The sequence below is a fragment of the Aquimarina sp. 2-A2 genome, from assembly GCF_045505135.1.
Taxonomy (GTDB): domain Bacteria; phylum Bacteroidota; class Bacteroidia; order Flavobacteriales; family Flavobacteriaceae; genus Aquimarina; species Aquimarina intermedia.
On sequence record NZ_JBJKFI010000001.1, the window covers coordinates 912,144 to 938,086 of the forward strand.

25 protein-coding genes are annotated in these 25,943 nt (G+C 34.4%); 11 read left to right on the forward strand and 14 right to left on the reverse strand.

What is annotated here, in order from left to right:
- The first annotated feature begins 7 nt into the window (after positions 1-7).
- Together ACJRPK_RS04115 and ACJRPK_RS04120 are read left to right on the forward strand one after the other, a co-directional pair.
- Complete coding sequence (locus tag ACJRPK_RS04115; protein ID WP_299217774.1) at positions 8-1,774, forward strand: ATP-binding protein; 1,767 nt, start codon at positions 8-10, stop codon at positions 1,772-1,774.
- Positions 1,767-2,219 carry a hypothetical protein gene (locus tag ACJRPK_RS04120; RefSeq protein WP_407138550.1) on the forward strand — a complete coding sequence of 151 codons (453 nt, stop codon included), beginning with the start codon at positions 1,767-1,769 and terminating at the stop codon, positions 2,217-2,219. The genes ACJRPK_RS04115 and ACJRPK_RS04120 overlap by 8 nt, the downstream gene beginning before the upstream one ends.
- Here ACJRPK_RS04120 and ACJRPK_RS04125 read toward each other — a convergent pair.
- Positions 2,200-3,330, reverse strand: coding sequence for a cysteine desulfurase family protein (locus ACJRPK_RS04125; protein WP_407138551.1), 1,131 nt, complete (start codon positions 3,328-3,330; stop codon positions 2,200-2,202). The two genes, ACJRPK_RS04120 and ACJRPK_RS04125, sit on opposite strands and share 20 nt — an antisense overlap.
- A gap of 211 nt (positions 3,331-3,541) precedes the next feature.
- Positions 3,542-4,180 (reverse strand): N-acetylmuramoyl-L-alanine amidase, encoded by a 639-nt coding sequence (locus ACJRPK_RS04130; protein ID WP_407138552.1) that lies wholly within the window; start codon positions 4,178-4,180, stop codon positions 3,542-3,544.
- A gap of 188 nt (positions 4,181-4,368) precedes the next feature.
- Here ACJRPK_RS04130 and ACJRPK_RS04135 point away from each other — a divergent pair, with 188 nt between their 5' ends.
- From ACJRPK_RS04135 to ACJRPK_RS04175, 9 genes are read left to right on the forward strand one after another with little or no spacing between them, the layout of a single operon-like run.
- Positions 4,369-4,656, forward strand: a complete 288-nt coding sequence (locus tag ACJRPK_RS04135; RefSeq protein WP_073243663.1) for a hypothetical protein — start codon at positions 4,369-4,371, stop codon at positions 4,654-4,656.
- A 36-nt stretch (positions 4,657-4,692) separates the two neighbouring features.
- Positions 4,693-4,977 carry a hypothetical protein gene (locus tag ACJRPK_RS04140; RefSeq protein ID WP_062054270.1) on the forward strand — a complete coding sequence of 95 codons (285 nt, stop codon included), beginning with the start codon at positions 4,693-4,695 and terminating at the stop codon, positions 4,975-4,977.
- Positions 4,964-7,366, forward strand: a complete 2,403-nt coding sequence (locus ACJRPK_RS04145; protein WP_407138553.1) for a TraG family conjugative transposon ATPase — start codon at positions 4,964-4,966, stop codon at positions 7,364-7,366. The genes ACJRPK_RS04140 and ACJRPK_RS04145 overlap by 14 nt, the downstream gene beginning before the upstream one ends.
- Positions 7,367-7,370: 4 nt before the next feature.
- The gene (locus ACJRPK_RS04150) at positions 7,371-8,003 is read left to right on the forward strand and encodes a conjugal transfer protein (RefSeq protein ID WP_299217785.1); all 633 of its coding nucleotides are present in this window, start codon (positions 7,371-7,373) and stop codon (positions 8,001-8,003) included.
- 9 nt (positions 8,004-8,012) lie between these two features.
- The gene (locus ACJRPK_RS04155; protein WP_299217787.1) at positions 8,013-8,837 is read left to right on the forward strand and encodes a hypothetical protein; all 825 of its coding nucleotides are present in this window, start codon (positions 8,013-8,015) and stop codon (positions 8,835-8,837) included.
- 11 nt (positions 8,838-8,848) lie between these two features.
- The gene (locus tag ACJRPK_RS04160; protein ID WP_386410488.1) at positions 8,849-9,463 is read left to right on the forward strand and encodes a conjugal transfer protein TraK; all 615 of its coding nucleotides are present in this window, start codon (positions 8,849-8,851) and stop codon (positions 9,461-9,463) included.
- A gap of 30 nt (positions 9,464-9,493) precedes the next feature.
- Positions 9,494-10,423: a conjugative transposon protein TraM gene (gene traM, locus ACJRPK_RS04165; RefSeq protein WP_386410485.1), complete on the forward strand. Its 930-nt coding sequence runs from the start codon at positions 9,494-9,496 to the stop codon at positions 10,421-10,423.
- A gap of 32 nt (positions 10,424-10,455) precedes the next feature.
- Complete coding sequence (locus ACJRPK_RS04170; RefSeq protein ID WP_386410482.1) at positions 10,456-11,286, forward strand: DUF4138 domain-containing protein; 831 nt, start codon at positions 10,456-10,458, stop codon at positions 11,284-11,286.
- A gap of 7 nt (positions 11,287-11,293) precedes the next feature.
- Complete coding sequence (locus ACJRPK_RS04175; protein WP_062054282.1) at positions 11,294-11,659, forward strand: hypothetical protein; 366 nt, start codon at positions 11,294-11,296, stop codon at positions 11,657-11,659.
- Between the two features lie 269 nt (positions 11,660-11,928).
- Here ACJRPK_RS04175 and ACJRPK_RS04180 read toward each other — a convergent pair whose 3' ends face one another.
- The 12 genes from ACJRPK_RS04180 to ACJRPK_RS04235 all read right to left on the reverse strand — a co-directional run bounded on the left by ACJRPK_RS04180 (position 11,929) and on the right by ACJRPK_RS04235 (position 25,478).
- Positions 11,929-13,173, reverse strand: coding sequence for a hypothetical protein (locus ACJRPK_RS04180; RefSeq protein ID WP_407138554.1), 1,245 nt, complete (start codon positions 13,171-13,173; stop codon positions 11,929-11,931).
- 361 nt (positions 13,174-13,534) lie between these two features.
- Positions 13,535-14,110 (reverse strand): hypothetical protein, encoded by a 576-nt coding sequence (locus tag ACJRPK_RS04185; protein WP_299217804.1) that lies wholly within the window; start codon positions 14,108-14,110, stop codon positions 13,535-13,537.
- A gap of 69 nt (positions 14,111-14,179) precedes the next feature.
- Complete coding sequence (locus tag ACJRPK_RS04190; protein WP_407138555.1) at positions 14,180-17,515, reverse strand: sacsin N-terminal ATP-binding-like domain-containing protein; 3,336 nt, start codon at positions 17,513-17,515, stop codon at positions 14,180-14,182.
- Between the two features lie 299 nt (positions 17,516-17,814).
- Positions 17,815-18,984: a hypothetical protein gene (locus ACJRPK_RS04195; protein ID WP_299217809.1), complete on the reverse strand. Its 1,170-nt coding sequence runs from the start codon at positions 18,982-18,984 to the stop codon at positions 17,815-17,817.
- Positions 18,985-19,127: 143 nt separating this feature from the next.
- Positions 19,128-20,153, reverse strand: coding sequence for a phospholipase D-like domain-containing protein (locus tag ACJRPK_RS04200; RefSeq protein WP_407138556.1), 1,026 nt, complete (start codon positions 20,151-20,153; stop codon positions 19,128-19,130).
- A gap of 89 nt (positions 20,154-20,242) precedes the next feature.
- Entirely contained in the window at positions 20,243-21,823 is a 1,581-nt protein-coding gene (locus tag ACJRPK_RS04205) for a type IV secretory system conjugative DNA transfer family protein (protein WP_299217812.1), read from the reverse strand.
- Positions 21,823-22,536 carry a DNA methyltransferase gene (locus ACJRPK_RS04210; protein WP_062054292.1) on the reverse strand — a complete coding sequence of 238 codons (714 nt, stop codon included), beginning with the start codon at positions 22,534-22,536 and terminating at the stop codon, positions 21,823-21,825. The genes ACJRPK_RS04205 and ACJRPK_RS04210 overlap by 1 nt, the downstream gene beginning before the upstream one ends.
- A 12-nt stretch (positions 22,537-22,548) precedes the next feature.
- Positions 22,549-23,580, reverse strand: coding sequence for a MobB family relaxase (gene mobB, locus ACJRPK_RS04215; RefSeq protein WP_386410466.1), 1,032 nt, complete (start codon positions 23,578-23,580; stop codon positions 22,549-22,551).
- 11 nt (positions 23,581-23,591) lie between these two features.
- Positions 23,592-23,972 carry a BfmA/BtgA family mobilization protein gene (locus tag ACJRPK_RS04220; RefSeq protein WP_386410463.1) on the reverse strand — a complete coding sequence of 127 codons (381 nt, stop codon included), beginning with the start codon at positions 23,970-23,972 and terminating at the stop codon, positions 23,592-23,594.
- 429 nt (positions 23,973-24,401) lie between these two features.
- Complete coding sequence (locus ACJRPK_RS04225) at positions 24,402-24,599, reverse strand: hypothetical protein (RefSeq protein WP_062054298.1); 198 nt, start codon at positions 24,597-24,599, stop codon at positions 24,402-24,404.
- An 11-nt stretch (positions 24,600-24,610) separates the two neighbouring features.
- Positions 24,611-25,060: a JAB domain-containing protein gene (locus tag ACJRPK_RS04230; RefSeq protein WP_062054439.1), complete on the reverse strand. Its 450-nt coding sequence runs from the start codon at positions 25,058-25,060 to the stop codon at positions 24,611-24,613.
- 73 nt (positions 25,061-25,133) lie between these two features.
- The gene (locus ACJRPK_RS04235; protein ID WP_099543840.1) at positions 25,134-25,478 is read right to left on the reverse strand and encodes a single-stranded DNA-binding protein; all 345 of its coding nucleotides are present in this window, start codon (positions 25,476-25,478) and stop codon (positions 25,134-25,136) included.
- Positions 25,479-25,943: the final 465 nt, after the last annotated feature.

The following is a 25,943-nucleotide window of genomic DNA, read 5'->3' on the forward strand; positions in this document are numbered from 1 at the left end:
TAAATATATGAGTGATAAAATCGATTTATCCATAGATGCCGGTAGGCTTCTTTTTGGATTGAGCAGAATTGGCTACACAACTTCCGCCGCCATTTGTGATATTATAGATAACTCTGTAAGAGCAAATGCAAACAACATACACTTATTAATCAAAAAAGAACGTGAAGACTTTTCTGATAGTAAGAGGAACAATGTCAAGGAATATATCATCATAGACGATGGCGATGGTATGGACGCAAATGCAATCGAAGAGGCATTAAAACTTGGCTCAACAGATGACCATTATGACGATAAGTCCCTATCAAAATTTGGCTTGGGTTTAAAATCAGCTTCATTTTCTCAGGGTGATGTACTCAAAGTTATTTCTTCGAATGGTAGTGGATTTAATAAGTATGAAGTCTCTCTTCCAAAAGTAATGGACGCAAAAGAATACTTTGCAGAAAAGACTGAAATTGACGAGAATGAATCTGAACTAATTGATACCTATCTAAAAGAAGGCAAAGGTACCATCATTATTATTTCTGCTATTCGATTAAACAACCATCCAAGTGTTAGAAATACTATTAAGGAACTTAAAACAAAAGTTGGTGTCATCTATTTCTATTTCCTATCAGAAAGCGGAATCAATATTACGATTGGTGACAAAAAAATAGATGCCATTGACCCGTTGTTTGTAGCTGAAGCCAACGAAAATGGAAACTTGAATGAAAATGAATGGGACGGAACCGAAGTGCAATGGATAGAAAAACCAAAAGAGCTTACCCTTGATGATGAACTACAAATAAATGTCACTATTGAGATAACGCAACTTCCTTATCCACCTATTTATAGAATTAAAAATATAGGTGAGTCGAGAGACAAGGAAGTGCGCGAAAGATATTTAATTGAAGCAGGCAACTATGGTTTTTATGTGTATAGAAATAAAAGACTGATATCTTGGGCTTCAAACCTACAAGGTATTATCCCATACGACCAAGATTTTTATGCCTTTAGGGGAAGAATACTTATCAATGACGAGGCAGACGATTTCTTCAATATTGATGTAAAAAAATCCTCGCTAACTCTCTCTGAAGAAGCCTTTAGAAATATTAGTGATTTTGCCAAGGAAGCTAAAAGTAAAAGTAAGGCAGCTTGGAAAAACGCAGGTAAGATAAGTCGTGACATTATAAATAAAGCACCTAATGAAATCGCAAATAAACTCTTAGAAGAATTTGAACAGATAGAAATTCTGCCAGGTGATGACCTACCCGATGAGGAAATAGCTTTAGAGCGATTAAAAGCCATCACGGACGATATGACCTCAAAAATCAAGTGGATAATTAAAATGATGAAAGAGGATAAGGGTGAAGAAGTGGATGATGTAGATGATGACTATACCGATGATGAAAAAGAAGAGGCCGTTAAAGGTGAAAAGAATCCTAACCTCACGAAGATATTCAGGGTATCATCTGTTGAAGACAACCTTTTGTGGGAACCTTACTATGATACCGATTTAGGTAATTGTGTAAGGATTAATAAAATTCACCGATTTGCAAGATTAATCTATGAAGATAACGCCGAAAATAGAGATTTACAGATTCTCTTCGATTTAATGATGCTTCAATTTGCCGATTCCGAATTATACGCCTACAAGAATATTGAAAAATATGAATACGACGACCTAAAAGTTATTTTACGCGAATCCAGAAGAATAGTATCAGAATTTCTTGCCAATATGTGCCGAAAACTAGAGAACGATTTGCCACCAAATTACAGTGACGAAAAGTATGCTTGAGACTAGTATTATGGGGGCATTTAATGGTGCAGACCAAGCTTATATCTACATCTGGCTTTCCAAAAAACACAAAATTGTTTATGTAGGAATGACCAATAGTTATACCGGCACAATTGGAAGGGCAGGTGCCCATTTTAACAGAAAGGGAACCTTACGAAAACGGTTTATTGAAACCCGAGGTTATGAAGTCAATGATGTTGACGATATTTTACTCTTATCCTTTCCTCTGCCAAAAACAAGGGAATTTACCTCAGTAGAAAAATCATATAGAGAGGCTGTAGAATATCTTGTACAAAAAGAACTGATATTGTTACGCGGTAAGCTCAATCCCACTTTTGATGTTATCTCGTGGGTAAGACTTAGTCCAAGAACAGGAAATTCAAAAATCAAGAAATTAGCAGCTTCTATTGTGAATTCCTTTGAGACTAATTATTCCCGTTTTTAATTGTATATATCAATGTGTCCAACTGAGCTTGAGTTGTAGTAGCACCAAAACTAATGCGAATGCTTCTATCGGCTATTTCTTTACTCAGTCCCATACTTTTAAGCACGTGGGATTGTTGCATTAATCTAGAATTACATGCAGAACCCATTGATACCGAAACTGTGTTTTTGTGCTTTAAAATAAATGACTCTGCATCTTGATTTGCCAGTTGTATATTAAGAATATAAGGACTTCTGCTCGCTGAAAATCCATTGACGGTTCCAAGTTCAAGTTGGTATAATTCTTGGGTCAAATACCTATTTAATTTTTGAATCTTATCGTAGTTTACATGCAATTCGGACTTTGCCAGTTCACTTGATTTCCCTAACCCTACAATTCCAGGAACATTTTGAGTTCCTAAATTTACGGATTCAATAAGTCCCTTAACTATTACGCCTGATTTAGTTTTAGCAGTTGTATTGACTAATAAGCCACCGATACCTTTAGGTCCATAAATTTTATGGGCATTGAAACATAATAAGTCTATATTTTCCTCTTGGAAGTTGAGCGGAAGTTTTCCATAAGATTGTGTCGCATCTGTAAAAAAAAGAACATTTTTCTTCTTGCATATAGCACCAATATCCCGAATGTCTGCAATAACACCGGTTTCATTGTTCACGTGCATTAAGGCTACAAGTATTGTATCACTTCCAATACTATTTTCTAGTAAATCTACATCTATTTTTCCATTCTCATCAACATCAAGATAGGTTACCTGAGCACCGATTTTTTCTAAATCCTTACACGTATCCAAAACAGCCTTGTGTTCTGCCGTTGATGTAATAATATGGGTGCCTGTATCTAAACTATTGTAGAAAACTTGACTCATGGCCAACTTGATGGATTCCGTTGAACCACTAGTAAAGAAGACCTCATTCTCTTTACAATTCACAAGTCTTGAAACTTGATTTCTGGCTTCTTCAATCGCTTTAGAAGCTATTTCCCCCTGTTTATGAGTACTACTAGAGGCATTCCCATAGTAATTAAGAAAGTACGGCGACATTGCCTTGTAAACTTCCTCGTTTACAGGTGTTGTTGATGCAAAATCAAAATATATTGGTTCTTCGTTCACTGTCTTTAAATAACAAATGCAAAGTTAAAAATATATCTCTCGATTATTGAGTTTAGAATTCTTTTTAATTAATACGTATACATTTAAATATTCCACATTGGAATATACTACCTATTATTTTTCATCAAAGATTTTATAATTAGAACTAACTCTTTTAAAAACAATACTATTGTGTTTTTCAAATTGCTAAAAATTTCTGTGTACATATTTTTCATAAGTCTGCATGTATTAAAAAAATGAGTAAAGTATGTGCTAGCATAGTTACATTAGTATCATTAGTAAAATAGCTTTTCTCATCTAAATTGCTCAAAAACCCTATTTCAAAAAGAATAGAACTGCAGTACTCAATTGTATCCCTTAATACTTGAAAATTGGCAAATTTCACACCCCTACTTTCAAAACCTAATTGCTTCTTTATTTGGTTTTGCAATTGATAGGCAAACCAAACAGATTGCTCTGAATATTCAGATTTCGATGGGGCAACATATATCTCAATCCCTCTTGTATTTGGATTATCCGAATGATTAGAATGTAAGGACACAAACAAATCAGCTTTAAGGGCTCTGGCTAATTTCGTTCTATTCGATAATGAAATAAGCGTATCGTTGTACCTGGTTAAGTAGATATCCAAAGGAGTATCCGATTCATTATTTAGCTTCAAAATGGCATTTGCAATATTGAGCGCAATATCCTTTTCTTGGATGCCATTTATACCTATTGCACCAGAATCTTTTCCACCGTGTCCAACATCAATTACAATTCGTTTTTGGGTACTCGTTTCTTGTCCAAAAACGATACACATTTTTAGAAGCAAAAAGACAAAACTGACGTTTTTGAGCGCTTTTTTCATTTTCAATTTTCAGGTTACCAACAACTTTCCTTCAAAAATCCATAGAATTTAATGTCAAATAATAGCAAATAAATTCAATTGATTTTAAATAATATTTTATTCACAAATATTTGATTATCAGTTATTTAATTACAAATATATGTAAATTTAAGAAAGGGAAATGAACAAAAAATCTAAACAGTTTTATTATGAAAAAATCAATCTACTTAGCAACCTTTTTATCGTTGCTCTCAACATCACTTTTTGCTCAAATTGGTGGAATTGAAGATTCCGTTAACGATGTGGGCGATACTATACGTACCATCTTTCCTATTTTACTTGGTGTCATCTTTCTAGTTGGTTTCCTTTTTAACGCAGGGCATTTCTTTGGGGAAAATGCAGACCTAAAAAAAGGAATTACTAGAGTACTTGTATTTGTTTTGATTGCTGGTGCAGTAGTCGGCATCTTCACATACTTAATAGGAATCGTAGTATAAATGAACCCTCATCGAGGGCTTTATTAAAAAAGCTGTATGAAGAAATTCGAAGTCTATAAAAACATTAGGAAACGGGCGGTCATCTTTGGACTGCCTATTTCCTTGTTTGCCCTAATGATGGTATCCATTTTGGCTTCGCTGCTCATCATCATTTTCTCTTTCAGTTTCGGGATAATAATTGGCGTTCTCGTTTTTAATGCTGCCTTGTATGTAGCTCTTACGAGAATAACACATAACCCTCAATTATTTCAAATGGCTAAAGCCTTCCCAAGAATAATAAGTAACAAAAGAAACTCTGGCTTCGATTATGAACAAGATTAATCTTTCAGCATATAATCCTATTACAGATATTCAAGACAATATCATATTTGCCAATAATGGCAATGTCGTTCTGTGCTATAAAGGGACATTGCCAGAAATCTATTCTTTATCCGAAAAAGACTTTGAGGATATACACGGTGCTTGGTTTCAGGCTTTAAAATCTTTGCCTATTGGCACGGTGGTACAAAAACAGGATATCTACCTTAAAAAGAGTTACACTTCAGAAGAACTTCCGAGTACAACATTTTTAGAAAAAGCAACACACGACCATTTCAAAGGACGTGCTTATATGGAACATCGTTGCTTTTTGTTCTTTACGCTCACTAAGAACAAGGCTCTAAATAATTCAAAATATGTCAACCCTTTTCGTAAAGTTTCAAAAGGTATTGTTCAACAATTAGATGACAACGTTAAGAGCTTCATCGGCTCGGTTAGTGATTCGGTTTCTTTTATAAATAATAGCCGAAAAATGACCTTTGTTCCGCTTAACGCAAAAGACATTCAACAACTCACAAATAGCTATTTCAACGGTTTCAATGAAGGCTTTGATACCGACATCATATTAGATAAAAAAAGCGTCAATATTGGCGAAAACCATTTTGATGCCCTGGCCATCAATAGCGAACTGTGCTTTGGCGAAAGTGTACAGAGTAGCAAAACTAATGAGAAATTCACTTCTGACGATTTTGTGTTTCATCAAGGGTTTATTGATGGCTTAGGGCTTACGCTTAATGAGAATCATATTGTTAATCAAATCCTATATTTGGATGACAAACAGAAGTGGCGCAAGCTGCTCGATAAGAAAGTCGAGGAACTCAACAAAAGCTCAAATTTCGGTTCACAGAACAAAGTGGTGCTTGGTAAAATTCAACACATTCTGGACCAAATAAATGCCGATGATAATGCACGCATTATTCGTGGTCATCTCAACATTGTCTATTGGGACAAGAACCCAGAAAATCTAAGTCGAATCGGTTCAAAAATCAAAACCGAGTTTAAGGAACTAGACATTATTCCATATTACCCACGAGGCGAAGAACGCAAAAACTATATACTAAATAGTTACTGTTGTTTTTCTTCCAATTTCTCAAATAATGATTTATATGTAACGGATTTGAAACACGCTTTATGCTTGTTTATCAACAATACCAATTACAACTCTGATGCTACCGGAATCATCTTTAATGATAGAGAACATAATATTCCGGTTCTAAAAGATGTTTGGGACGAACGTAAGAAACGTATCAAAGCACGCAACTTTGCCATTTTCGCCCCTACGGGCGAAGGCAAGTCTTTTTTAGCAAATAACATTCTACGCCAATATTTTGAGAGCGGTGTCCGTCTAGTCATAATAGATTTGGGTGGTTCTTATACCAAGTTTGCCAAACTCTATCCTGAGAAATACACTGTGCTTCGTTATGAAAGTGGAAAGAATCTAGGCATTAATCCTTTTTATATAAGTGATGTAAACGACCTCACACCTGAACGTTTGGAAGACTTATCTGTATTCTTATTTGAACTGTTCGCCTCTGATTTAAAAGTGACCAAAGCACAATCAGTTTCGGTTAAAAAGATACTGCGCTATTATTACAACAATACTTCAGAAAATCATTCGCTGGATGGTTTTTACAATTTTATAGAGCGGAATCAGAAAGACCTTCTGAACACCTTAAAAATCCATCCCGACTATTTCAATATTACCAGCTTCTTGCACGTAATGTCTGAGTATGTCGGCGATGGTCTATATAGCTTCCTCTTTGAAGTTAGCGAAGACCAAACCTATAAAATTGAGGACAAACGCCTAATTGTTTTTGAGCTAGATGAAGTAAAGGATAACAAGGAAATCTTGTCCGTAATGTTGAAGCTGATTAAGTCGGCCATCCAAAGAACAATATGGAAAAACAGGGCTGAAAAAGGTATCATCCTTTTCGATGAGTTTGCCAAACAACTAAAGTTTGACAACGTACTAGAAAGTGTTGAATTCTACTATCAAGCTATTCGTAAACAGAATGGTGCGATTGGGATTATTCTGCAATCCATTAATCAGCTGCCCAATAATTCAACATCTGCTAGCATACTAGAGAATACGCAGGTCATTTACAGCCTAAACAACGAAAAAGGCTATGACGAATTGGTCAAAAGGCTCAACCTTTCAAGCCACGATTTAAACCAGTTAAAGTCCATCAAGAACAACCTTTCCGGACCACGAAAGTACACCGAAATGTTCATCAAAATAGGAAAGCAAAGCAACATTTTTAGGCTTGAAGTTCCTAAAGAAGTGTATGCAGCTTATCTGACCGATGGACAAGAAAATGAGGCCATAATGGCCATTTACGAAAAGACCAATGATATGGAATTGGCTATAAAAGAATTCACATCTAAAACATAATATTATGAAATCAAAAATTCACGAATACCAAAACAAATACGTAACAATTAGTAAAACAAAAATCAAAACAATCTTGTTTGGGCTATTCTTAACGGTCGCCCTTTTATTGCCTAGCGGCTCTAAAGCCCAAGGAATGCCAGTTTATGACAACACTAACTTTGTAAGCTTGGTAAAACAACTTATAGAATCAGGCAAGCAGACAGCTGAAATGATTAAGTCTGTAAAATTCCTGAAAGATGCTAAAGAAGCTATAGAGAAAGTATCCAGCGTTGTACAACAGCTTAGAGCAGTTGAGGAAATTGCACAGAACAATCAACGCCTTATCAACGTAATGCAAAACGATTTACAGGATATTTTAAACTCACCCTATATAAAACCAGAGGAAGTAACACGAGTTGCGGAATCATTCGACGCCATAGTCCAAAATTCTTTGGACACGGTTGAATTTATGGGTGAAATCCTATCCAGCGATAATTTAAAGATGTCAGATGCTGAACGTGCTGAAGTTTTAAAGCAGAAAGAACAGGAATCAAAGGAAATGGTTGCTAATATCACAACTAAAACTAAACGCTACAAGGACATTATTTCCTTCAGAAAAATGCAGGATAAAATTAATAACCGTGAAACCACCTATTAGAGAAAAGTAATGTCAATCGGACTAGAATATATCGATACTGTATTTCAAACCATACAGAATAGCAGTTTCTCGCAATACACCATTGCAGGAATGAAAACACTTGCCGTATTGTTCTTTCTGGTTAATATCCTTAAAAAATATAATGAGGGTATTGCCGATAAGGACGGATATACTTGGGGGTTGAGTCCAGGAGAACTGGCAAAGAATTTTGCCATAGTTCTCCTGGTTATTTTTTCTACTCAAGTACTGGGTTTTTTTGATAGTATTCTTGTGTCTATAGAAGCACAATATCGTGGTACGGCACCTGCCTTACTGCCCTTGCAGATGCAAGATATTCCTATTGAAGAAGATGTCAACCTTATGGATGCCGCAAAAAATGCTATGACATTATTATATGAAGCCTTGGTCACACCACTTTATGGATTCAAAATATTTGCATTTATCATTAGTCTTATCCTCTGGATTTTAGATTTGTTCATCTACCCGCTTTTCCTTGCAGAACGCTATTTTTTATTGGGTATAATGCAAGCCTTTTTTCCGTTGGTAATCAGTCTGGCGGTTTTTGAAAAATTCCGTTCACTTGCCTATACATTTTTCAAATTATACGCTGCGGTTTATATGTTGGTGCCAGCCTTCTTTTTGGTCAACGTATTTGTAAATGCACTCTATACGGAAATCAATACGAACTTCTGGACAAACCTTTTTGGAACTGATGTTGGTCAGGGCTTTTTTGCACCTGTAGTTCAGCTTGGGTCGGTTGGTTTTATTGTTTTTCTAAAATTCAAATTATACAAGCGCGCCACCTCATTTACCCTCAGATTATTTACAAGTTAATTCCAATGAAAATGAAAACACCATATAAGAACATATACAACGTCTTAAAATTGAACAGATTTATCGTGTTGGCAGTTGTCATTTTTGCAATGCTATCTAACACCTTTTCATTATGGATGGCTTTTAAAACGAATAAAGAAGCGCTCAATAGTGCCTTTGCTATCAATACCGATGGTAGTATTATTCCGTTGAAGCTCGTTACCCAAAAAGAAAATTTCAAGGTCGAGGCATTAGCCCATTTAGACCAGTTCCACAACTACTTCTATAATATCGATGCCAGTAACTACGAAAGGAATCTTGAAAAGGCTCTGTGGCTGGGTAATAGTTCTGTGGACAATCTATATCGCCAGAAAAAAGCTGATGGTGTCTACAATCGATTATTGCAATATTCGCTTATTCAAAAAGTACTAAGTATTGATTCACAAATAGGGGAACAAAACGGAACATACACCTTTAGAACGGTTACCGTCTTTGAAATCAATAGAGGCTCAATAATAGACACTTATGAACTGGTTTCTAGTGGAAACTTAATTCCCGTTGATAGAAACTTTCCGAACAATCCACACGGTTTGTTGATTACAAACTATTTCGAGAACACCTTAAAAAAATTAAACGATGAAAGTTGAGCCGATAATCGGCACTTAAAAACCACGATTATGAAAGTAGAAAAGAACAAAATAGTTTTTGCAGCAGTACTAGCTGTGATTTTCATTTTCCTGATTTCCTATTCTATGATGGTTATGGGCGATGACGAAAGTGAAAATGAAAACCTTGAACAAACCTTGGTACCGGACTTGGACGAAAACCAAAAAGAGTATGATTCCAAACTTGATGCTATCAATGACTTAAAGGAAGTGCGCGAGAATAACGCACCTAGCATCTACGATGAAAAACTTTTGGATTCCACAGGTCTTTACAATCCTGATTTGCCAGAACTCGAAAAAGAACGCATTGTGGATAGTATATACAATGCAGGTAAAATTCAATACTCTGACAAGAAATACAGAAACTTATGGCAAAAGAAAGTTGTGAAAAAAAGCGCACAACAAATCGATTCAGCCGAAATAATGCGAGAACAAAAAATTGAAGCCAAAGAATTAGGGCTAGAGCATCAATTATTCTTTGCTGCTTCGCCAAAACCCAATGAAGTTTCGATTATTGGCAATACGGATGAAACGATATATGTGGTTGTCGATGGCGACCAGGTTGTTAAGGCGAACACTAGATTGCGGATGCGTCTTACTAAATCAGCAACTATAAATGGTAAGCCAATGCCAAAGAATACACCAGTTTTTGGGTTTATTAGCTTTCAACCTAATCGTGCTTTAATCGAAATTGAGAATATTAAGCATCATCCTACCAAATTGAAGGCATTCGATTTGTTGGATGGCAGCGAAGGTATTTATGTGCAAAATAATTTTAGGGCAGAAGCTACCACAGAAGTTTTGGATGATGTTATTGGTGATATCAATATTCCTACCGTTCCACAAGTGGGCGGAATCACGCAGGTATTTAGACGTCGTAATCGAAACGTGAAGGTAACTGTGCTCAACAACTACAAATTAATTCTAAAACCAAAATTATGAAGCCCATAATGGGTATTTAAAAACGCACTCTTATGAAAAAGTATATTATAATTTCAGCTCTCATTATTTCCGCTTTCGCGAAAGCTCAAACAGACACAGTACTAGATACAATTTATGCAAACGACACTAAAAACGTTGCGCTATTTTTTCCAGAACCCATACGACAAGGCATAACCGGTTCGGATAATTTTGTTTTCAGCTATAATCGTGAAAAAGAACAATATTTCGGGCTGCTTCAGGCTAAACCTGGCAAAGAAAGTAATCTACTGGTAGTCAACAGGAATGGTGCAATTTTTTCGTATATTGTAAGATATAAGAAGCATCTGTCAAAGCTCAATTATTTTATCCCAGTAACAAATAGTATTGGGAATGAAAAACCAATTGTAACCGATTCGATTCAGGTTGTTACTTCTGAAAAAAATATAGATAACAGGACCTACTATTATCAAAAATTCTGTTCCTATCTTCTTAACAGAAACCAGCGTGTTGGTCGGATTAAGAAGCGAACTCAAGGCATTGTCTTGAATGTTGAAAATATTGTTTTTGATAAAGAAGAACTCTATTTTGTTATCCAGATTGAGAATAATTCTTCAATGGATTACGATTTGAATTTCTTGAACCTCTCAATCGAGACCCGACAAAAAGGGAAAAAGAAATCTTTACAGAGTTTATATCAAGAGCCTATTTACAAGCACTATTTGCCGTCAAAAATTGCAGAAGGTAAAATGGTAAGGTTTATTTATGTAATGCCCAAATTTTCATTGTCCAATGACCGTAGGGCAATTTTAGAATTGAACGAGAAAGATGGTGAACGAAATATAAAACTGAATATATCACATAGATATATCAATAACCCAAATTAATAATATTATGAAAAGATTACTTATCTGCTCACTTGTACTTCTATTTATTTCCTGTGCTGGGAATAAGGATATGTCTCCTTCTGAAACTGCCAAAGTTGTTGCCGAAAGTTTTTATCACGGTGATAAAGCGTCTCTAAAAAAACATACTACTGCAGAAGGCTATGCTAATCTTTCCAGCATTCAAGAAATGTTCGTTCAGGATAAAAATTCAAAATCCGACTTCAAGATTGTTGATGAAGTTATGGAAGGTGAAGTTGCTTGGATAAAGTATTCCACAGCATATGACCCAAAACCTGGTGTTTTTAAATTGATTAAAGAAGATGGACTATGGAAGGTTACCCACAACGGACCAAGAGATAATGGACCTTTTTAAATCTCCTATGTCTTTTAGAAATAATGCTTTAAATTTCAATATTTTACATATGAAAAACAGTAAGAGAGATATATAATTGATATTTGACTATTGATTAAACAAATCAGCAATTCCTCATCTAATTTATTCTATTTCAAACACCTGAGAATCTTTACACCACCTATTACACCACCTATTACACTACCATTTGACCACTTATTGAATACAAACTCTAAACAAAAACAATCTGGTGTTCTGATTTCAATCAATCATGTTGAATTGTAATGTAACTAATCTTCCCTATCCACAAATTTGACTTGGTCTTTAGATGTTAGAACATTTGGAAACATTGGGATTAAATCTTGATTTTTAGACAGTCTCATCTCAATATCATCCCTATTCCACCAAGAAGTCCAAATTCCTTGAGATAGTAACGATTCGAGTTTTTCTGTAAGTGCTGCGGAAATTTGGGTATTTACGGCTAAGAAAAAGCCCTGTGAATTATGAGTTTCTACAGTATCTCGTATATCCAACACTTTCCCTTTTCCGATTGTAGATTTTCCCGATTTGCATTGTCCTACAACTTTAATCAACTTTCTTGGCGGTGTGGTATCGGACATATATTCATTTATTACATTCCACTCAATAATTAAATCTCTTCCTTTATCACCTTGATTAATGGGTGCTGGTCTTCTAACGCTTTTTACGTTTGGCTCACGTTCCAATAGTGCCTTAACTAATAATTCGAATTGGTCTGGACAAACTTCTTCTTTCCACAAAAATTGTGCTATTGGAAACAACAGCTCAGATTCTCTATTGTGTCGCTCTCTAATGAGCTCTCTTTCTTTTTTATATTCTTCAAATCCACATATTCTACCCAATGCAATAATATAATCTTCCATTACCGTAACGACCATATTTTCCATAGGAATCACGGGGTATCCTTTTAGTTTCCCTTCTTTATTGATAATATTGAAATATTCGTCCAGTTCAAATCTCGTATCATCGTGAACGAAGTTTTTTATGTTATCGCTTAGCACAAATGTACCATTCTGTCCTTTTAACTGTTCAGTTTTATCTGTACACAAATCTAATGTTGCGTAGAGAAACTTTGCGAGACTACTGGATTTAATCATCGTAACTTCCTCTTCTATGTCATAGAAATATACCCATTCTGGTCGTTCACGATCCCTATAATTATTTCGGCTAGATATACTATGCAAATGTGAAAATATGTCCTCAACATCTTCGAAAGAGTATTTATAGTTTGAGTTATCAATATTTCCAGCAGTCATACATTTATCACAAGGGCAACCTGCAAAATACCATAAGCTTTCTCGCCAAAATGCCACCATTTTTATTATTTCCTTGACAACCTCAAAGAGTTGTTTGGCAGTCGAAATTCCATGTAAAATTGGGGCTTGGACTGGTATCAAATATCTTCCCCATATTTCATCTGGAACAACAGGATGGCCAATATCAAATTGCTCACAGGAAATTCCCGACTTATAGAACCTTAAGAAAGCCGTAAACATCAAGCTTAGAATTACGTGAGCATCCGATCTATCGCCAGTGTAAAACACATCGTAAGTTCGTTGCAGAAAGTAGAATGATAAATTGTGGTTCTCATCAAGTTGAAGGAAAAGTGTGATTCCTGAAGACTGATCTGTATAAATCTTAAAGTTATTATCGTGCGATTCTTCTAAAGTAAGTGAATATTCATCACATTCCTTTTGAACAATTTTCTCTAAATCTATTATTTCTTCTTTGTTAACCAATTAATACTAGCAAATGCTTCTTTTTTTAATATTTATAGTTATTATCTATTGTTTCTGTAAATTTAAATGTTTTAATCTAGTTACTTCATATTTAAAAATGAGGTAGAGATTAAGCATTTTATTGTCCACTTCGCTTTCCAAAATTGGGTTCTAATTCATCCCAAACTTGTTGCTCTACCAGTTCTACTATAGCGTGCATTGTATTTGGGCTTTTTACGTTCTCAATAGTATAAGTTCTCAACTTTATATCATAATCAATACCATTGTCCCATTTACATAAATGTAAACTATATACTCTATTACCGCGTGTTCCAAAATGATTTTTTAATCTTGAGTAAATGCCCGTGGTAGAGCTTCCGACATATAGAAAAGATGAAAGTGACTTATTATATCTTGAAAGATTGACCCTATCCTTGTTCTTAACTTTCTTTTTGTTGCTTTCACTAAAATCCTCGAACAGACCAAGTAATTTAGGCAGTTTACTAATTTCTAATAACTCGATTGTGTAAATTAGAGGAAGGCTGCTTTTTTTAACCTTATGTACACTTTCATTCAGTATTTCTTTGGTCCTAAACTCTGAAGAATTGAAGACTACACTTTGATATTTTTTGAGTTTTATTTGCTTTAGATTGAGCTTAAGGGTGTCTAGAAATTCATCTGTTTTTTTAATTATTTCACTTTGGTTAATACTCATTTTAAATTCTTACTTTTTTCTGTATATCTTACTCTTCTCAATAAAAATTACTCAACCTTTATCCTTAAATTAATTATTTGAATCTACAAAGAACGTTTCAATAAAAGCCTTAATACTGATGTGCTCGTTATTCCAAATAGAGGCATTTACTCTAAAACGAATGTTTTGATCTTCTATGCTCACAGAAATTCCATTTTGGCCATTGTGAAGGTGGCTTTTTTTAATTTCAATTTCGCTAAAATCTGCAAAAACATTATCTATCTTATAACCTATATTGTGAATGACCTTGGTATTTTGTCTGAGATATTCCAAATCAGGTTCAAAACCATTTAGTGGCACTACAATTAGAGCATAATTTTCTTTCTGTTCTGTTGCTGTTTTTGCTTGCAAAGGGGTCATTGCAGCATAATCTTTTCCTGTTGCTTTTAATTCTACTAGCCAGTTATTAATTTTAAAAGCCTCTCGTTCGTTCTGTTGATTGATTAAATCTGACGATTCCTCTGTAAGAATATAATCACTACCAAATGGCTTTCTTTCAATATTTATATTGACACCTTCGGCTTTGAGTTGTGTTATGTATTCTTTAAACAAATCTTCTATGAGTTTACCAATAAACTGATTCCTGCTTATTAACTTCCTCTCACCGAGCCTTCTCTCATATTCTTTTCTAATACTTGGGTCGTTAAAAATTTCTTGGACAAGTTCCGGGTCGGCATCACTTGTAATCATATTTGTTATTGCTTTATCCCAGCTCAACCGAAGTTCGTCCGTAGGCAAAGTATTTCTAATTAAATCTGAAACACCAACACCTAATTTGTTCAAAAAAGTTTGTTGTCTGGCGCCACGAATTGTTTTTAGCAAGGCATCATTTTCCTTAAATAATTCTGAAAGATTTTTTGATGAAGGTGTTTCGCTTACAAACTTTGTTTCCGAGTCTTCACTTTCAGTTTTTATATTTATCCAATTTAATCGTTTGGCACGATATACCCATAAGCACTTTTTTAATTGTATAGCAGTTTCGACATCATCGATTTTAATTTCTTGGTAATCTTTATCAAAAAAAACATCTTTTTCTATGGCTTCATTAAGTAAAAACCTTAACCGTTCTAAACTTGATTTTTGAGTTGTATTTCGGGCATAAATATGCCCATCACTTGTTGTTAAGTATGCGAAATCTGAATAAGTGACTTGGAATTTATATTTAAGGTTTCCGTCACTATCTCTTAAACTATTCAAATCCTTTTCGCTTATCATCAAATCTTCTAGCAATTTGATGGTTGCATTTTCAGTTTTAATAATAATTGGGCTATAATGTATAAACCCACCTTCATTTAAAAAACTAAAGTCTTCACTACTTAAAAACTCAGTATAAATATCATTCATACAATCTTTGTCTCTCACTAAGCTTGCATAGATTGGAAATTCTTTTTCGAATAATTTTTTTGGACCTAAAAGTAAGTGTTCGGATTTAGGAAAATGGTCATAAATAAAATCCTCGTTATTATTATTTACGGCACCTCTTAGAACTTTTAAATCTTTAATTGATTCTTGATTTTCTTTAGAAATTAACCATTTCAAGAATTTTGCATTACATATTTGGTATGAACTGCTACTTATTTCAGATGGTGTAATTTGATTGAGCTTAGATTTTAACTCACTTACCGCCTCTTGAAGCGAAAAATTCTCAACGCCACTTAGATTAAATGTTTGAATGTTTTTTGAAAAGAGTTTGTCAGCAAAGTTTAATCCAACTAAATCGGATATAGCAATCAGAGTTTCATCATTGCATAAATCCCAACTAATACCTTCAGCTTTTCTTAAGTTATTCCTACGATTTAAAGCAATACATTTCTCTAGTGGAAAATGCCTTTTAATTTGCACAATTATAGAGTAAAAGTTGTTAAGCCATAACTGTCCTTCAATACTGATTAAAGAATTTAATGTTTCAATATCATTAGTTTGCTCAACAAAATCAATTAACTCATCAATACCCCATACAAAATCAAGTTTATCAATGTTTTCTATTTTGGGCTCAATAAATGAATAACTTTGGGCAACTTCAACCCAACTTTGCAACTCGTTAGCCAATGGCACCTTTAGCTTAAGTATTTTTGATAAAAGTTCCCATAAACCCTTAATATAATCGGTTTTATCAGTAAATGGAATTGTTAAATCATTAAGACTAGTAAAGCCTTCCTCAGAATTATTATACTTGATTACTTGTTTGGTGGCAAGTATCTGGAATGTGTTATTTTTTAAATTGACGAACCAGTCGTGGTCCATCCATTTTAGATCTTTAGAAAGTTTGAAATTAAAAACTTCGTGAATTCCAGAGATGTTTTTGGCTTTAAATAATTGTACGAATGCCAGTAAACTTTGCGATAAAGCCTTATTTATTATTTCCTTGTTAATTACCTCACTTCCACCTTCTGATACTTTCTTGAGATATATTCCGTCCCGCTCAACCCTAGGGTCAAAATGAGTTGAGTTAATAATAATCGGGATTCCAATTTCTTCAGTTCCTAGTAATGGGAAAGTATAATATAGTCGTGGATGGTTCTTTGTTAACGGCAGAATTGTTTCGGTTTCATTTTGATAGGTAGTAATAATACAAGCATCAAACCTGTGGTCATTTTGCACATAGGCCTTTAAACTTTTTTGCATTTTGCCATTATAAAGCGTATTTACCATCCATTCATTAATAGAGCCTATTTCGTGCTTATACACCAATGACTTGTTAAAGGTCCTGGTAATACCATCCTCAATGACAGTTACTGATTCTAGTTGCTTATTGAATAGTTGAGTAATGGGAATAAGTTCATCTAAACATTTTAATCCTATACTCGCAGTCTTCTTTCCTTCTGTTCCTAGCTTATAGGTAAACTTAGTTTGAAATTCATCGTCACCTAAGTAGCTATTATTCCTAATTGAACTATCAAATTGTTTATTTGACTCTTGCTGCAGCAAATAAAAATGTTCATTATCTGTTGCATTACGGTTGAGCAGAAAATCAAAGGAACCTTGATTATTTACTAGTTTACCAGTAATTCTAACTTCTTTAGATAGAAGATAGGTAGTCATAAACCCTGTACCAAACCTTCCCGTCATACCTTCCTTATTATTTTTAGAACTACCTTGAATAATAAGGCTTAAAATATCATCTAATTCAAAAGGATTGCCGGTATGCAAAAATGATATTTCATTTTCCTCAATGCAGATTTTCACTTTTATGCTTTGGTCTGGGTTAACAGAGTCTTTCGCATTTTGAAGTAATTCCCAAAACCAACGTTTCTCGAAATCTTCTCTTTCATTTTCTCTAGCTACAATATCTCTATATACACTATCAGCGTGTCTAATTTCTGCAATTTCCTGACGCCTCTTTTGTATTTGTTCTTTTTCAATCAAAGTATTTATTTTTCCTTCAATATAAGAGCATTTTATTAGTTAAAATAATTTCAGTTTTCTTTACTGAAAATTTTTCACCAGTATTTATACTTTCTGAATCTGAACGTATTGATTAAATATCGTTTTAACTTCTTGATAAATACTATTGAAACTAGCTTCTAAATCGGTATTTGAATAATTGCCTAGATTCAAGTGAAAATTCCTTTGAAATCTCCAAAGTAAGATGATTATAATCGAGTAACTTCCGGTGTTTGGTTTCTTAGTAGTCCACAAGGTGCTTAGGTGCCATATACATTACTCTAGACTGTTCTTTTTAAATATTTATATGCTTTCTCTAATAATCTATTCCTTTGAGCCCAAGCATAGGCAGAGCCAGATTTCTTTTGAAATTCTGCTTTAGAGCTATATTTTTTCACTTCTTCAATGACTAATTCAAAATTCCATGATTTTCTTAAAGGTCTCATTCCGTCACAAATCTTTCCAAAAAAATCACTTTTTCTAGCCCATTCAAATGCGCTTCTATTTCCTTTTTGAAATTCCGTCATTGAATCGTATTGCTTTGCAATTTCTTTCACCTTTTGTAAATCCCATTTATTTACTCTTGATTTCATATGACCACATATTTCGTCAATCATATTATTTCTCAAACACCAGTCATATGCTGATGATGATTTCTCTCTAAAATCGGATTTATGACTATAATTTAATGCCTCTTTTTCAACCTTTTCTAAATCCCAATAATTGCGTACATATTTAAGATGTGAACCAAATTTTTCAAATCCTTTGGCTACTGCAGTTGAATAAGCACCGTGAGCTTTTTCTCTAAATTCCTTAATCGTTTTATACTTTAAGGCTTCTTTTTTTAGCGAGTTATCATCCCATTTTATATCATTCCCACCAAGACTACCAGCAGTAACAACATTTAAAATGCGCCAACCATTATTTCTATATTTTTCAATTAATTTCTTCTCTTCGTTCTGTGCTACTTCTGCTTCTAGCCATTTATTTAGTTTAATGAATTTTGCAGATGATTTCTTTAATTCTCGGAAAACTCTACCTCTTCGTCTATGTTCCATATCACGTTTGTGATAATCAAAAGTCAAACCGATATATGCTGAATTGTTTTCAAATTCATACACATATAATGCCCTCTTATACTTGTGTCCTTTTACACTCATGTGAGAGCAAACAGAATCCAATTTTTTATTTCTTAAAGCCCATTCATAAGCACTTACATTTTGTTTTTGAAATTCCGTTCTAGAGTTATATTTTCTTGCTTCACGTTGCACACTATCTAAAGACCAATACTTCCGAACATATACCATATGAGCGCAAATTTCATTCAAAACATTATTCCTTTGAGCCCATCTGTAAGATGGTTCATCATATTTAACAAAATCACCTCTAGTTTTATATTGTTTGGCTGTTTTTGTTACCTTTTCGTAATTGTATTTTGGTCTTCTACTCATGTAAAATCTAATTACCTATGACAGTTTTGTGTATGATTTCGTTGTGTGTTTGAGCAACTAATTTTGCAAATACACACTAAATAAAAAACCCACAAGGATTTTCGCAAGTAGGCGAGTTCTATCAATGAATTATACATAGTGTTCTACGACGTTTTTTCATCAATTATTTCTTCTAAAATTTCAGTTATTTTTTTCGTTAGAATTTGCTTTCTTCCATTATCAAGAGAATATTTTTCCATTCTTAAATTTCCTTTCAAGTCAATTGTGAAATGGTATTTCATTTCCGCTTTACCTGCTGGTTTTTTTGGTAATCCATTTAAACGCATTTTTGCGAATTTAGTATTAACTGTTGCTTTTGGGTTTTCGCCAAAATGGATTGTTGCTTCTGAACTTGTTTGATTATCGGCAGTTGTTCGTACAATGGCAGATGAAGAAACAGGAATCAAAGAGCCTTTTTCTACAATAATTTTATATCCATTATTTATTAGACTCGAACCAATAGAATGCTTTAATCTATATTTTTTAGTCAAGTCTAATGCAAACGCAGTTTTTTGAACTTCGATATTATCTGGTGCAATTTCAAAAGCAGATTCGACAATTTCTGGTCTATTTGTGACTTTTGCCTGAAAAACAATGTCATTTGCAAGATAATCTTTTGCTCTCAATACATTATTTTCGTCAACTTCAAAACGAGTAAGTTGTCTGATTTCAGTTACTTTTTCGGTTAAGGATTTTAGTCGCTCAAATTCATTTATAAATGATTCTATAGTATCTTTTTCTTCTTCTATTATTAGTACATTTTCTCTATTTTTATTCTCTGCATAATAAGTCCAATTATAAGAACCATTTATTAAAATTTGATTGTCGACAACACAGAATTTATTATGCATTGGATTATATCCATCAGAAAAATAAAATTCCCCACCTTTATCAATAAACTGCTGAAAATTGAGTCCCGTATTTCTGTTGTTTATAAAATCATTGTGGATTATTAATTCAACTCTGCATCCTTTCTCAATTTGTTGAATTAATTTATCAAAAAGTTCTTCGTTTGTAAACCAATAGACAGCAACAATTATTCTTTCAGATGCTTTGTCGAGAGCATTAATTATTTGTTGTCTTATATTATCGAAATGTACCTTTACCATTGGTTTTTTCAAATTAGGCATAGTTACTATCTATACACCACTTATAGCAATAAAGATAAAAAATCTATTTTTCAGGATATAACAGATTTTTTTAAAAACTAGTTATTTACTTATTCAAAAATAGATTTGGCTTCTTCATAAACCCTTTCAAAATTCTCCTCTAAATCAGACTGGGAAAACTGCTTAGATTCCTTGAGCAACTCTCTTTGAATATTTGCCAATTTAAACTGTACCTTTTTATCCTTTCCATCAGCATAAGTAATAAACTCTCCTTGCTTCAACCTAAAAAAGACATCAGCTCTTATTTTCGGTATTTCTTTTTCTCCAGTCGTGATTCGGGTATCAAAATCAAGGTTATGCCCACGGCTAATACTTTTCGTTGGGTCTTTGATGATTTCAAAAAAACGTTCGTAATATTTAGCGGTATCTGGGTCGTTTACCTTTCCGAAAAATTGGTAAGAAAGATTACTCAATATTGCTTTACTCGCCTTATCACCATACATCATATCATTCTGTATTTTATCCTGCATCACATAAATAGTAGCTATATCATAGCTTCTCAAAGTTGCAGGAATTCGATGCATATTCAACAAACGAATTGTTGGTGCTTCTTCCATCAATAAAAATGAAGGCTTAGAATTTCGCACGCTCATTTGTTTGGTGATGGTGTGAATAATGGTGGCGATCACAGGCGAATACGATGTTTCATATTTTGGATTGTTTACTACGGAAATGATGGCAGGATTTTCTTCACTATTAATATTCAATGGCACTTCGTCTGCGGATAATGCCATAAAAATTCGCTGTGTACTAATGCGTTTTAGGGCATTGGACAAGGTGCTTTTAACACCAGCTGTCTGCCTATCTGAATCTTTACCACTAATAAAAGCATCTGCCATTGCTCTGGATGTGGTATTGGTTTCCAAAAATTGGATAAGGCTATCAGTGTCCAATAATTGATAAATGGCTATTAAATGAGGCAGTGTACAGTATTTAGGGTAATCCGTCTTCAGTTTCCAAATCAAAGCACCAATCAAACCTTCAGCAGCATCGTTAAAGAATTTGGTTGTGCCTGTAGTTCCTGATTCACGTTGTTCCAAAAGGTTTTCAATTAGTACCCTCGACACTTCGTTTACACTTTCCTCGTTCTCTAAGTAGCGTGGCGCAATAGGATTTACCCTATGAATGATTTTATCGAAGGAAACGACCTTAAACGGAATATTACCATCCTTAAACAAGGGATATGCCATTTCGGTCAGTTCAAAATCCTTGTAGTCGTGAATGATTCCGCAAAAATCCTCTTTCCGGAAATGGTTTAAGAAACCATAAACTACGCTTTCGGTTTTTCCGCTTCCAGCGGATCCGATGACGGATGCGCCACGTTTAATATTATCTAGTTTGAAGTTTCCTTTATTCGTAGAAAAACTGACCCGATATTTAGTATTTCCATTTTGTGCGTTTTCAGTTTTATGCAGAAAAACATACAGTCCTGTATTAATTAGCATAAGAGGACAAACCAAGTACAATAATATTGATACTAATTCATTTCCTTCAGAAATATACGATACGAGAAACGAAAGCATAGTGATATTTAATAAGAAAGCATACTTACTTACTCGAAACATCACATAGAAAACGATACTGGCTAAACCAATAATTAAAAGTACTATTTCAGGTTTTGTAGTTAGCATTAGAATAATTTTAATTGCTTCCTGTAATCGTCTAAACGCTTTTGAGCAGCTTTAACATAAACAGGATTGATGTCCATACCCACTAAATCGTATTTCATATTCCAGCATGCCATAGCAATACTACCGCTACCTATATGTGTATCGATAATCTTGTCACCTTTTTTAGCATAATTCATAAGTAACCATTCGTACAAGGCTTTGGGTTTTTCGGTAGGGTGAATTCTTATCTGCTTGTTTTTCATATTTTGTTGAAGCATACCATTCCACAACCAACGAAAACAACGTAAAGGTTTATTAAATGAAGTCCAAGCCAATTCCCCATCGGCATAATCCGTATTGTATTTTGCATCCGTTCTCTTATCCCAAAAAACCCAACCTTTCATTGGTGGTAATGAAAAATAATTTCCACCCCAGATGATTTGATTTTTCGAAATGCGAAATAACTCATCCCAGTAAGCTTGCTTTGGTATTTCTTTATCCCAGTCACTTATAGAGCTGTAATCACCCCGTTTAGCTAGACCACCTTTCCGATTTTGGGTGAAATTCATTTTATGAATCCCTATTCCGTATGGTGGGTCAACTATTGCCAAATCAAATTGCTTATCTCTGCAATCTTTCATATAAACCATACAATCCATTACTAGCAATTCTATTTTGGGTTCATAGATGTTTATAGTTTTCTTCGATATTGTTAATGGATTTTTGACTTTCATAACTATTTGTTTTTATATGCCTATAGAACTTGATTTTATAGCCACTTCTGCACCACGTCTTAATCGTTTGAAAACACGAAGTGCAATTTGCGCCTGAGTAACGGGAATACTTGGAACGATTGGTAATCCCGTTTTCTCCATCATTTTGAAAGCCAATGCTCTTTCATTTGCTGGTAATTTCATCAAGGCAGCAAAGTAGAGCTTGGGGTTTTTAACAAAATCTTTTCGTGCCTTATAGGTCTCGGCAAAGTTGCGTTTATAACCAAAAGTCTTGTCGAACGTCTTTTCCGCATTCTCAAAAAATTTATCTCTGTCAAAACCTCGTTTTATATTTTTGCCGTGCATTTCAACTTCTGAGGCTTTGTGTTTGCTTCCTGGGGAAAGGCTGACTGAATTGGAAGCATCCTTTCTGCTCACGATGATATGAATGTGGCTTTGGTTGCCATCTTTTTTCATTCCCTGGACAATCCGTTTTCCATTTTGTTGATGTGGTGCTTGGCGTTCCAGTTTGGCAATTTCTTTTCTCATCTTTTTAATGTTCCCTTCAGCTCTTCCTTCTTGAACATTTCTGATTTCCGTTTTCAGCTGCAATATTTTTGTGGCAAAAGGTTGGTTTTCTTTTATCTGAAAATCCGTTCCTTTAAAGGTTCGTTGATGTTCAATTTTGGCGTAATATTTTATATCGTTTATTGAAATTGGTCTTCCATTGATTTCCCGATTGAAGCTGGCAACATAATCCTTCATCAGCTCACGAGTGTAGGTTTTTAAGTTTTGACTATTGTTCTGAAGATTACGCAATTCATATTTTGAAGGACTGACCGTGATGGAATAAAACTTCGGTTCTTTCTTTTTCAGTTTAGATGTGTTTCCATCAATTTCCTTGACCACTTCTTCCGCTGAAATCTCATCGCCGTATTGATTAAAAAAATGTTCCAAATCCTGCTGTTCCAAACCTTCATTTTCTTTCTCTAAATACCCCACAAAATCTGCTGAACTTTGTGAATAATTATTACCCAATTTTTGAGCTGTGATTGTAATGTACATAGCTTAAAAAATTAGATTTGATTACTTGTATTTTGCTTTTCGCGAAAGCGCACTTCTTTCTTTTCTTCGGCATATTTCTTTTCTACGATTAGCGGCTTTTTGATTGGTTCTTCTGTTTCAAACAGCGATTGAATCATTGCCACCGTAGGTTTGGTTTGTGTCTTTTCTACATCTCGCATTATGGCGATAACCGCATTAATTCTTTTTAAGAGTTTGGCTTCGATGGTGCGTCCTGTTGGACCTAATTTTTCTTTTGGGGAAATCTCGTTGTAGAAGAAAAAATCGAGCATCGTGGACATTGCCTCGGTGTGCGATTTGAAGTATGTGCGTGAGAATGTTTGGAAACGCTTTGCAGTTTCTTTTTTAAATCTAATTCCAGTAAATGAGCCCATATTTCGCCGATTTGTCGCAAAATCTTCCCTAAAAATGGGCGTTCACAGCCCGTTTGTCGCAAATTGTTGATTGTCAAGAAATTAGAATATAATTAATTAACTGATAATCAGTTAATTAAAAACTAAAAGGAATCCGAAACATCGCGCAGCGTGTTACCCTCTTGCTATTCCTTTTCGTCCCGCGAGCGGGACAAAAATCCATACAATCCGGCTAAAAAGCCGATTGCCATTTTCAAGGAAAATGATTTTCCGATATGTTATTTTTCGATGTGCAAGGGTACCGGCGAAAGTCAAAAAGTGGATAACCTTACTGTAATTTGTGTGCTGAATTTCAGCGAAATAAAGATACGGTTTTTTATTGACTTGAAATTGATTGAATACAAAAACACCTCTAAAAATATAGAGGTGTATCAATTAGCTTTTCAAATTTCAAGGATTGAAAACATAGGTGTACGAATACAAATTTCGCATCGCTTCTTCTTCAATCATCGTTTCAAAACTAGTATGGTTTTTATTTACGTATTTGCGAATGCTATCGCCAAATTTTCGTTTTACATCCTTTTTAGAATTTTCTAAAAGTCGGTTTTGAGCCTCTTCGCTCAAGTCTGTAAAATTGAGATATATCATAGCTGTAAATTTTACAGAATTCCATTGTCAGAAAAGCTATAGTAATCGCCATCGGGCGCAAATATCAAATGGTCAAGAATGGTGATATCAAAAAGTTTGGATGCTTTTTTAATCTTGTTTGTGAGTTGTTTATCCGCATCACTTGGTTGTAATTTTCCACTTGGATGATTGTGCACCAAAATGATGGCTACGGACAAGGATTTTAAAATTACTGCAAACAATATTCGTAGGTCTATTAATGTGCTTGTTATTCCGCCCTGCGAAAGTTGATACACACCTTTTACCTTATTGCTGTTATTCAATAAGACGACTTTAAAAGTTTCTTGAATACCAATAGTATCTTTATCCCAGTCTTCAAAAAGCAATTCTGCTGCATCTTGCGAATTTCCTATTTTATGCCACATTGAGGATTTCAATTCCCCCTTATAACTAATCTTTATTTCATTAACTTTGTGTTTCATTGTTTCTATTATTAATAAGGATAATGAAAAGAGGGCGCATCTTTCGACGGTTACGCCCTCTTTAATTTTAGGTTTACTTATCGCCTTTACTTCCAAGTAAAAGGATTTCATCGGCTACTACTTCCGTAACATAGCGTTGCTCATTATCATCGGTTGTGTAGCTTCGGGTTTTTAGTTTACCCGATATTCCAACTTCTTTTCCCTTAGCAACATACTTCTCTACTATTTCGGCAGTCTTGCCCCAGGCTACAATTGTATGCCAATTCGTATCTGTTTGCTTTTCGCCTTTGCTGTCTTTGTAATACTCATTTGTGGCTAATGAAAAACGGGCTACTTTCTTTCCGCTTTCAAGGTTCGTAATGGTTGGCTCTTGTCCAACGTTTCCAATTAACTGTACGTGATTTTTAATAGTACTCATAATAAAATATTTAAGTGATTTATATTTCCCCTATTGATTTAAAACAGATTAAATTTTAAGGGGTGTTTGTTCTTTTCTTTCGTGCATCGCACAATGGATAGAGTGGGTTTTGTCAAGACTTTTAGGGTAAAATCAGGTGTGTTTGCGACGTAGTAAATTCCTTGGAATTTCAAGGAAGTAGAAGCCTTATTTTTCACTAAAACTCGTATAGTCTTGACAAGTTCCATAAGGGCATTAGCAATTCTTTTAAACGCAGTTGCGTTTGAGCGTACCGACAGTTAAGCGAAATAAGCAGCTGTGGTTAAATTAGAATTGGTTATGTCGTGCCTGTTTTTCGACGCCCCGAAAAACAATAAAGGCTTTATCCATTATAAACCCCTTAAAATCTGCAAGACAGCGGTTCGGTTTTTAAGGATTTTCGAGTGAGGGCTCAAGAAGACCGCGCCGAAAATCCTGTTAAGAAAA

Coding starts and splice junctions, on each gene's coding strand:
- ACJRPK_RS04115 (WP_299217774.1), top strand. CDS start 8: ATGAGTGATAAAATCGATTTATCCATAGATGCCGGTAGGCTTCTTTTT.
- ACJRPK_RS04120 (WP_407138550.1), top strand. CDS start 1,767: ATGCTTGAGACTAGTATTATGGGGGCATTTAATGGTGCAGACCAAGCT.
- ACJRPK_RS04130 (WP_407138552.1), bottom strand. CDS start 4,180: ATGAAAAAAGCGCTCAAAAACGTCAGTTTTGTCTTTTTGCTTCTAAAA.
- ACJRPK_RS04135 (WP_073243663.1), top strand. CDS start 4,369: ATGAAAAAATCAATCTACTTAGCAACCTTTTTATCGTTGCTCTCAACA.
- ACJRPK_RS04140 (WP_062054270.1), top strand. CDS start 4,693: ATGAAGAAATTCGAAGTCTATAAAAACATTAGGAAACGGGCGGTCATC.
- ACJRPK_RS04145 (WP_407138553.1), top strand. CDS start 4,964: ATGAACAAGATTAATCTTTCAGCATATAATCCTATTACAGATATTCAA.
- ACJRPK_RS04150 (WP_299217785.1), top strand. CDS start 7,371: ATGAAATCAAAAATTCACGAATACCAAAACAAATACGTAACAATTAGT.
- ACJRPK_RS04155 (WP_299217787.1), top strand. CDS start 8,013: ATGTCAATCGGACTAGAATATATCGATACTGTATTTCAAACCATACAG.
- ACJRPK_RS04160 (WP_386410488.1), top strand. CDS start 8,849: ATGAAAACACCATATAAGAACATATACAACGTCTTAAAATTGAACAGA.
- traM (WP_386410485.1), top strand. CDS start 9,494: ATGAAAGTAGAAAAGAACAAAATAGTTTTTGCAGCAGTACTAGCTGTG.
- ACJRPK_RS04170 (WP_386410482.1), top strand. CDS start 10,456: ATGAAAAAGTATATTATAATTTCAGCTCTCATTATTTCCGCTTTCGCG.
- ACJRPK_RS04175 (WP_062054282.1), top strand. CDS start 11,294: ATGAAAAGATTACTTATCTGCTCACTTGTACTTCTATTTATTTCCTGT.
- ACJRPK_RS04180 (WP_407138554.1), bottom strand. CDS start 13,173: ATGTTTACGGCTTTCTTAAGGTTCTATAAGTCGGGAATTTCCTGTGAG.
- ACJRPK_RS04185 (WP_299217804.1), bottom strand. CDS start 14,110: ATGAGTATTAACCAAAGTGAAATAATTAAAAAAACAGATGAATTTCTA.
- ACJRPK_RS04195 (WP_299217809.1), bottom strand. CDS start 18,984: ATGAGTAGAAGACCAAAATACAATTACGAAAAGGTAACAAAAACAGCC.
- ACJRPK_RS04200 (WP_407138556.1), bottom strand. CDS start 20,153: ATGCCTAATTTGAAAAAACCAATGGTAAAGGTACATTTCGATAATATA.
- ACJRPK_RS04205 (WP_299217812.1), bottom strand. CDS start 21,823: ATGCTAACTACAAAACCTGAAATAGTACTTTTAATTATTGGTTTAGCC.
- ACJRPK_RS04210 (WP_062054292.1), bottom strand. CDS start 22,536: ATGAAAGTCAAAAATCCATTAACAATATCGAAGAAAACTATAAACATC.
- mobB (WP_386410466.1), bottom strand. CDS start 23,580: ATGTACATTACAATCACAGCTCAAAAATTGGGTAATAATTATTCACAA.
- ACJRPK_RS04220 (WP_386410463.1), bottom strand. CDS start 23,972: ATGGGCTCATTTACTGGAATTAGATTTAAAAAAGAAACTGCAAAGCGT.
- ACJRPK_RS04225 (WP_062054298.1), bottom strand. CDS start 24,599: ATGATATATCTCAATTTTACAGACTTGAGCGAAGAGGCTCAAAACCGA.
- ACJRPK_RS04230 (WP_062054439.1), bottom strand. CDS start 25,060: ATGAAACACAAAGTTAATGAAATAAAGATTAGTTATAAGGGGGAATTG.
- ACJRPK_RS04235 (WP_099543840.1), bottom strand. CDS start 25,478: ATGAGTACTATTAAAAATCACGTACAGTTAATTGGAAACGTTGGACAA.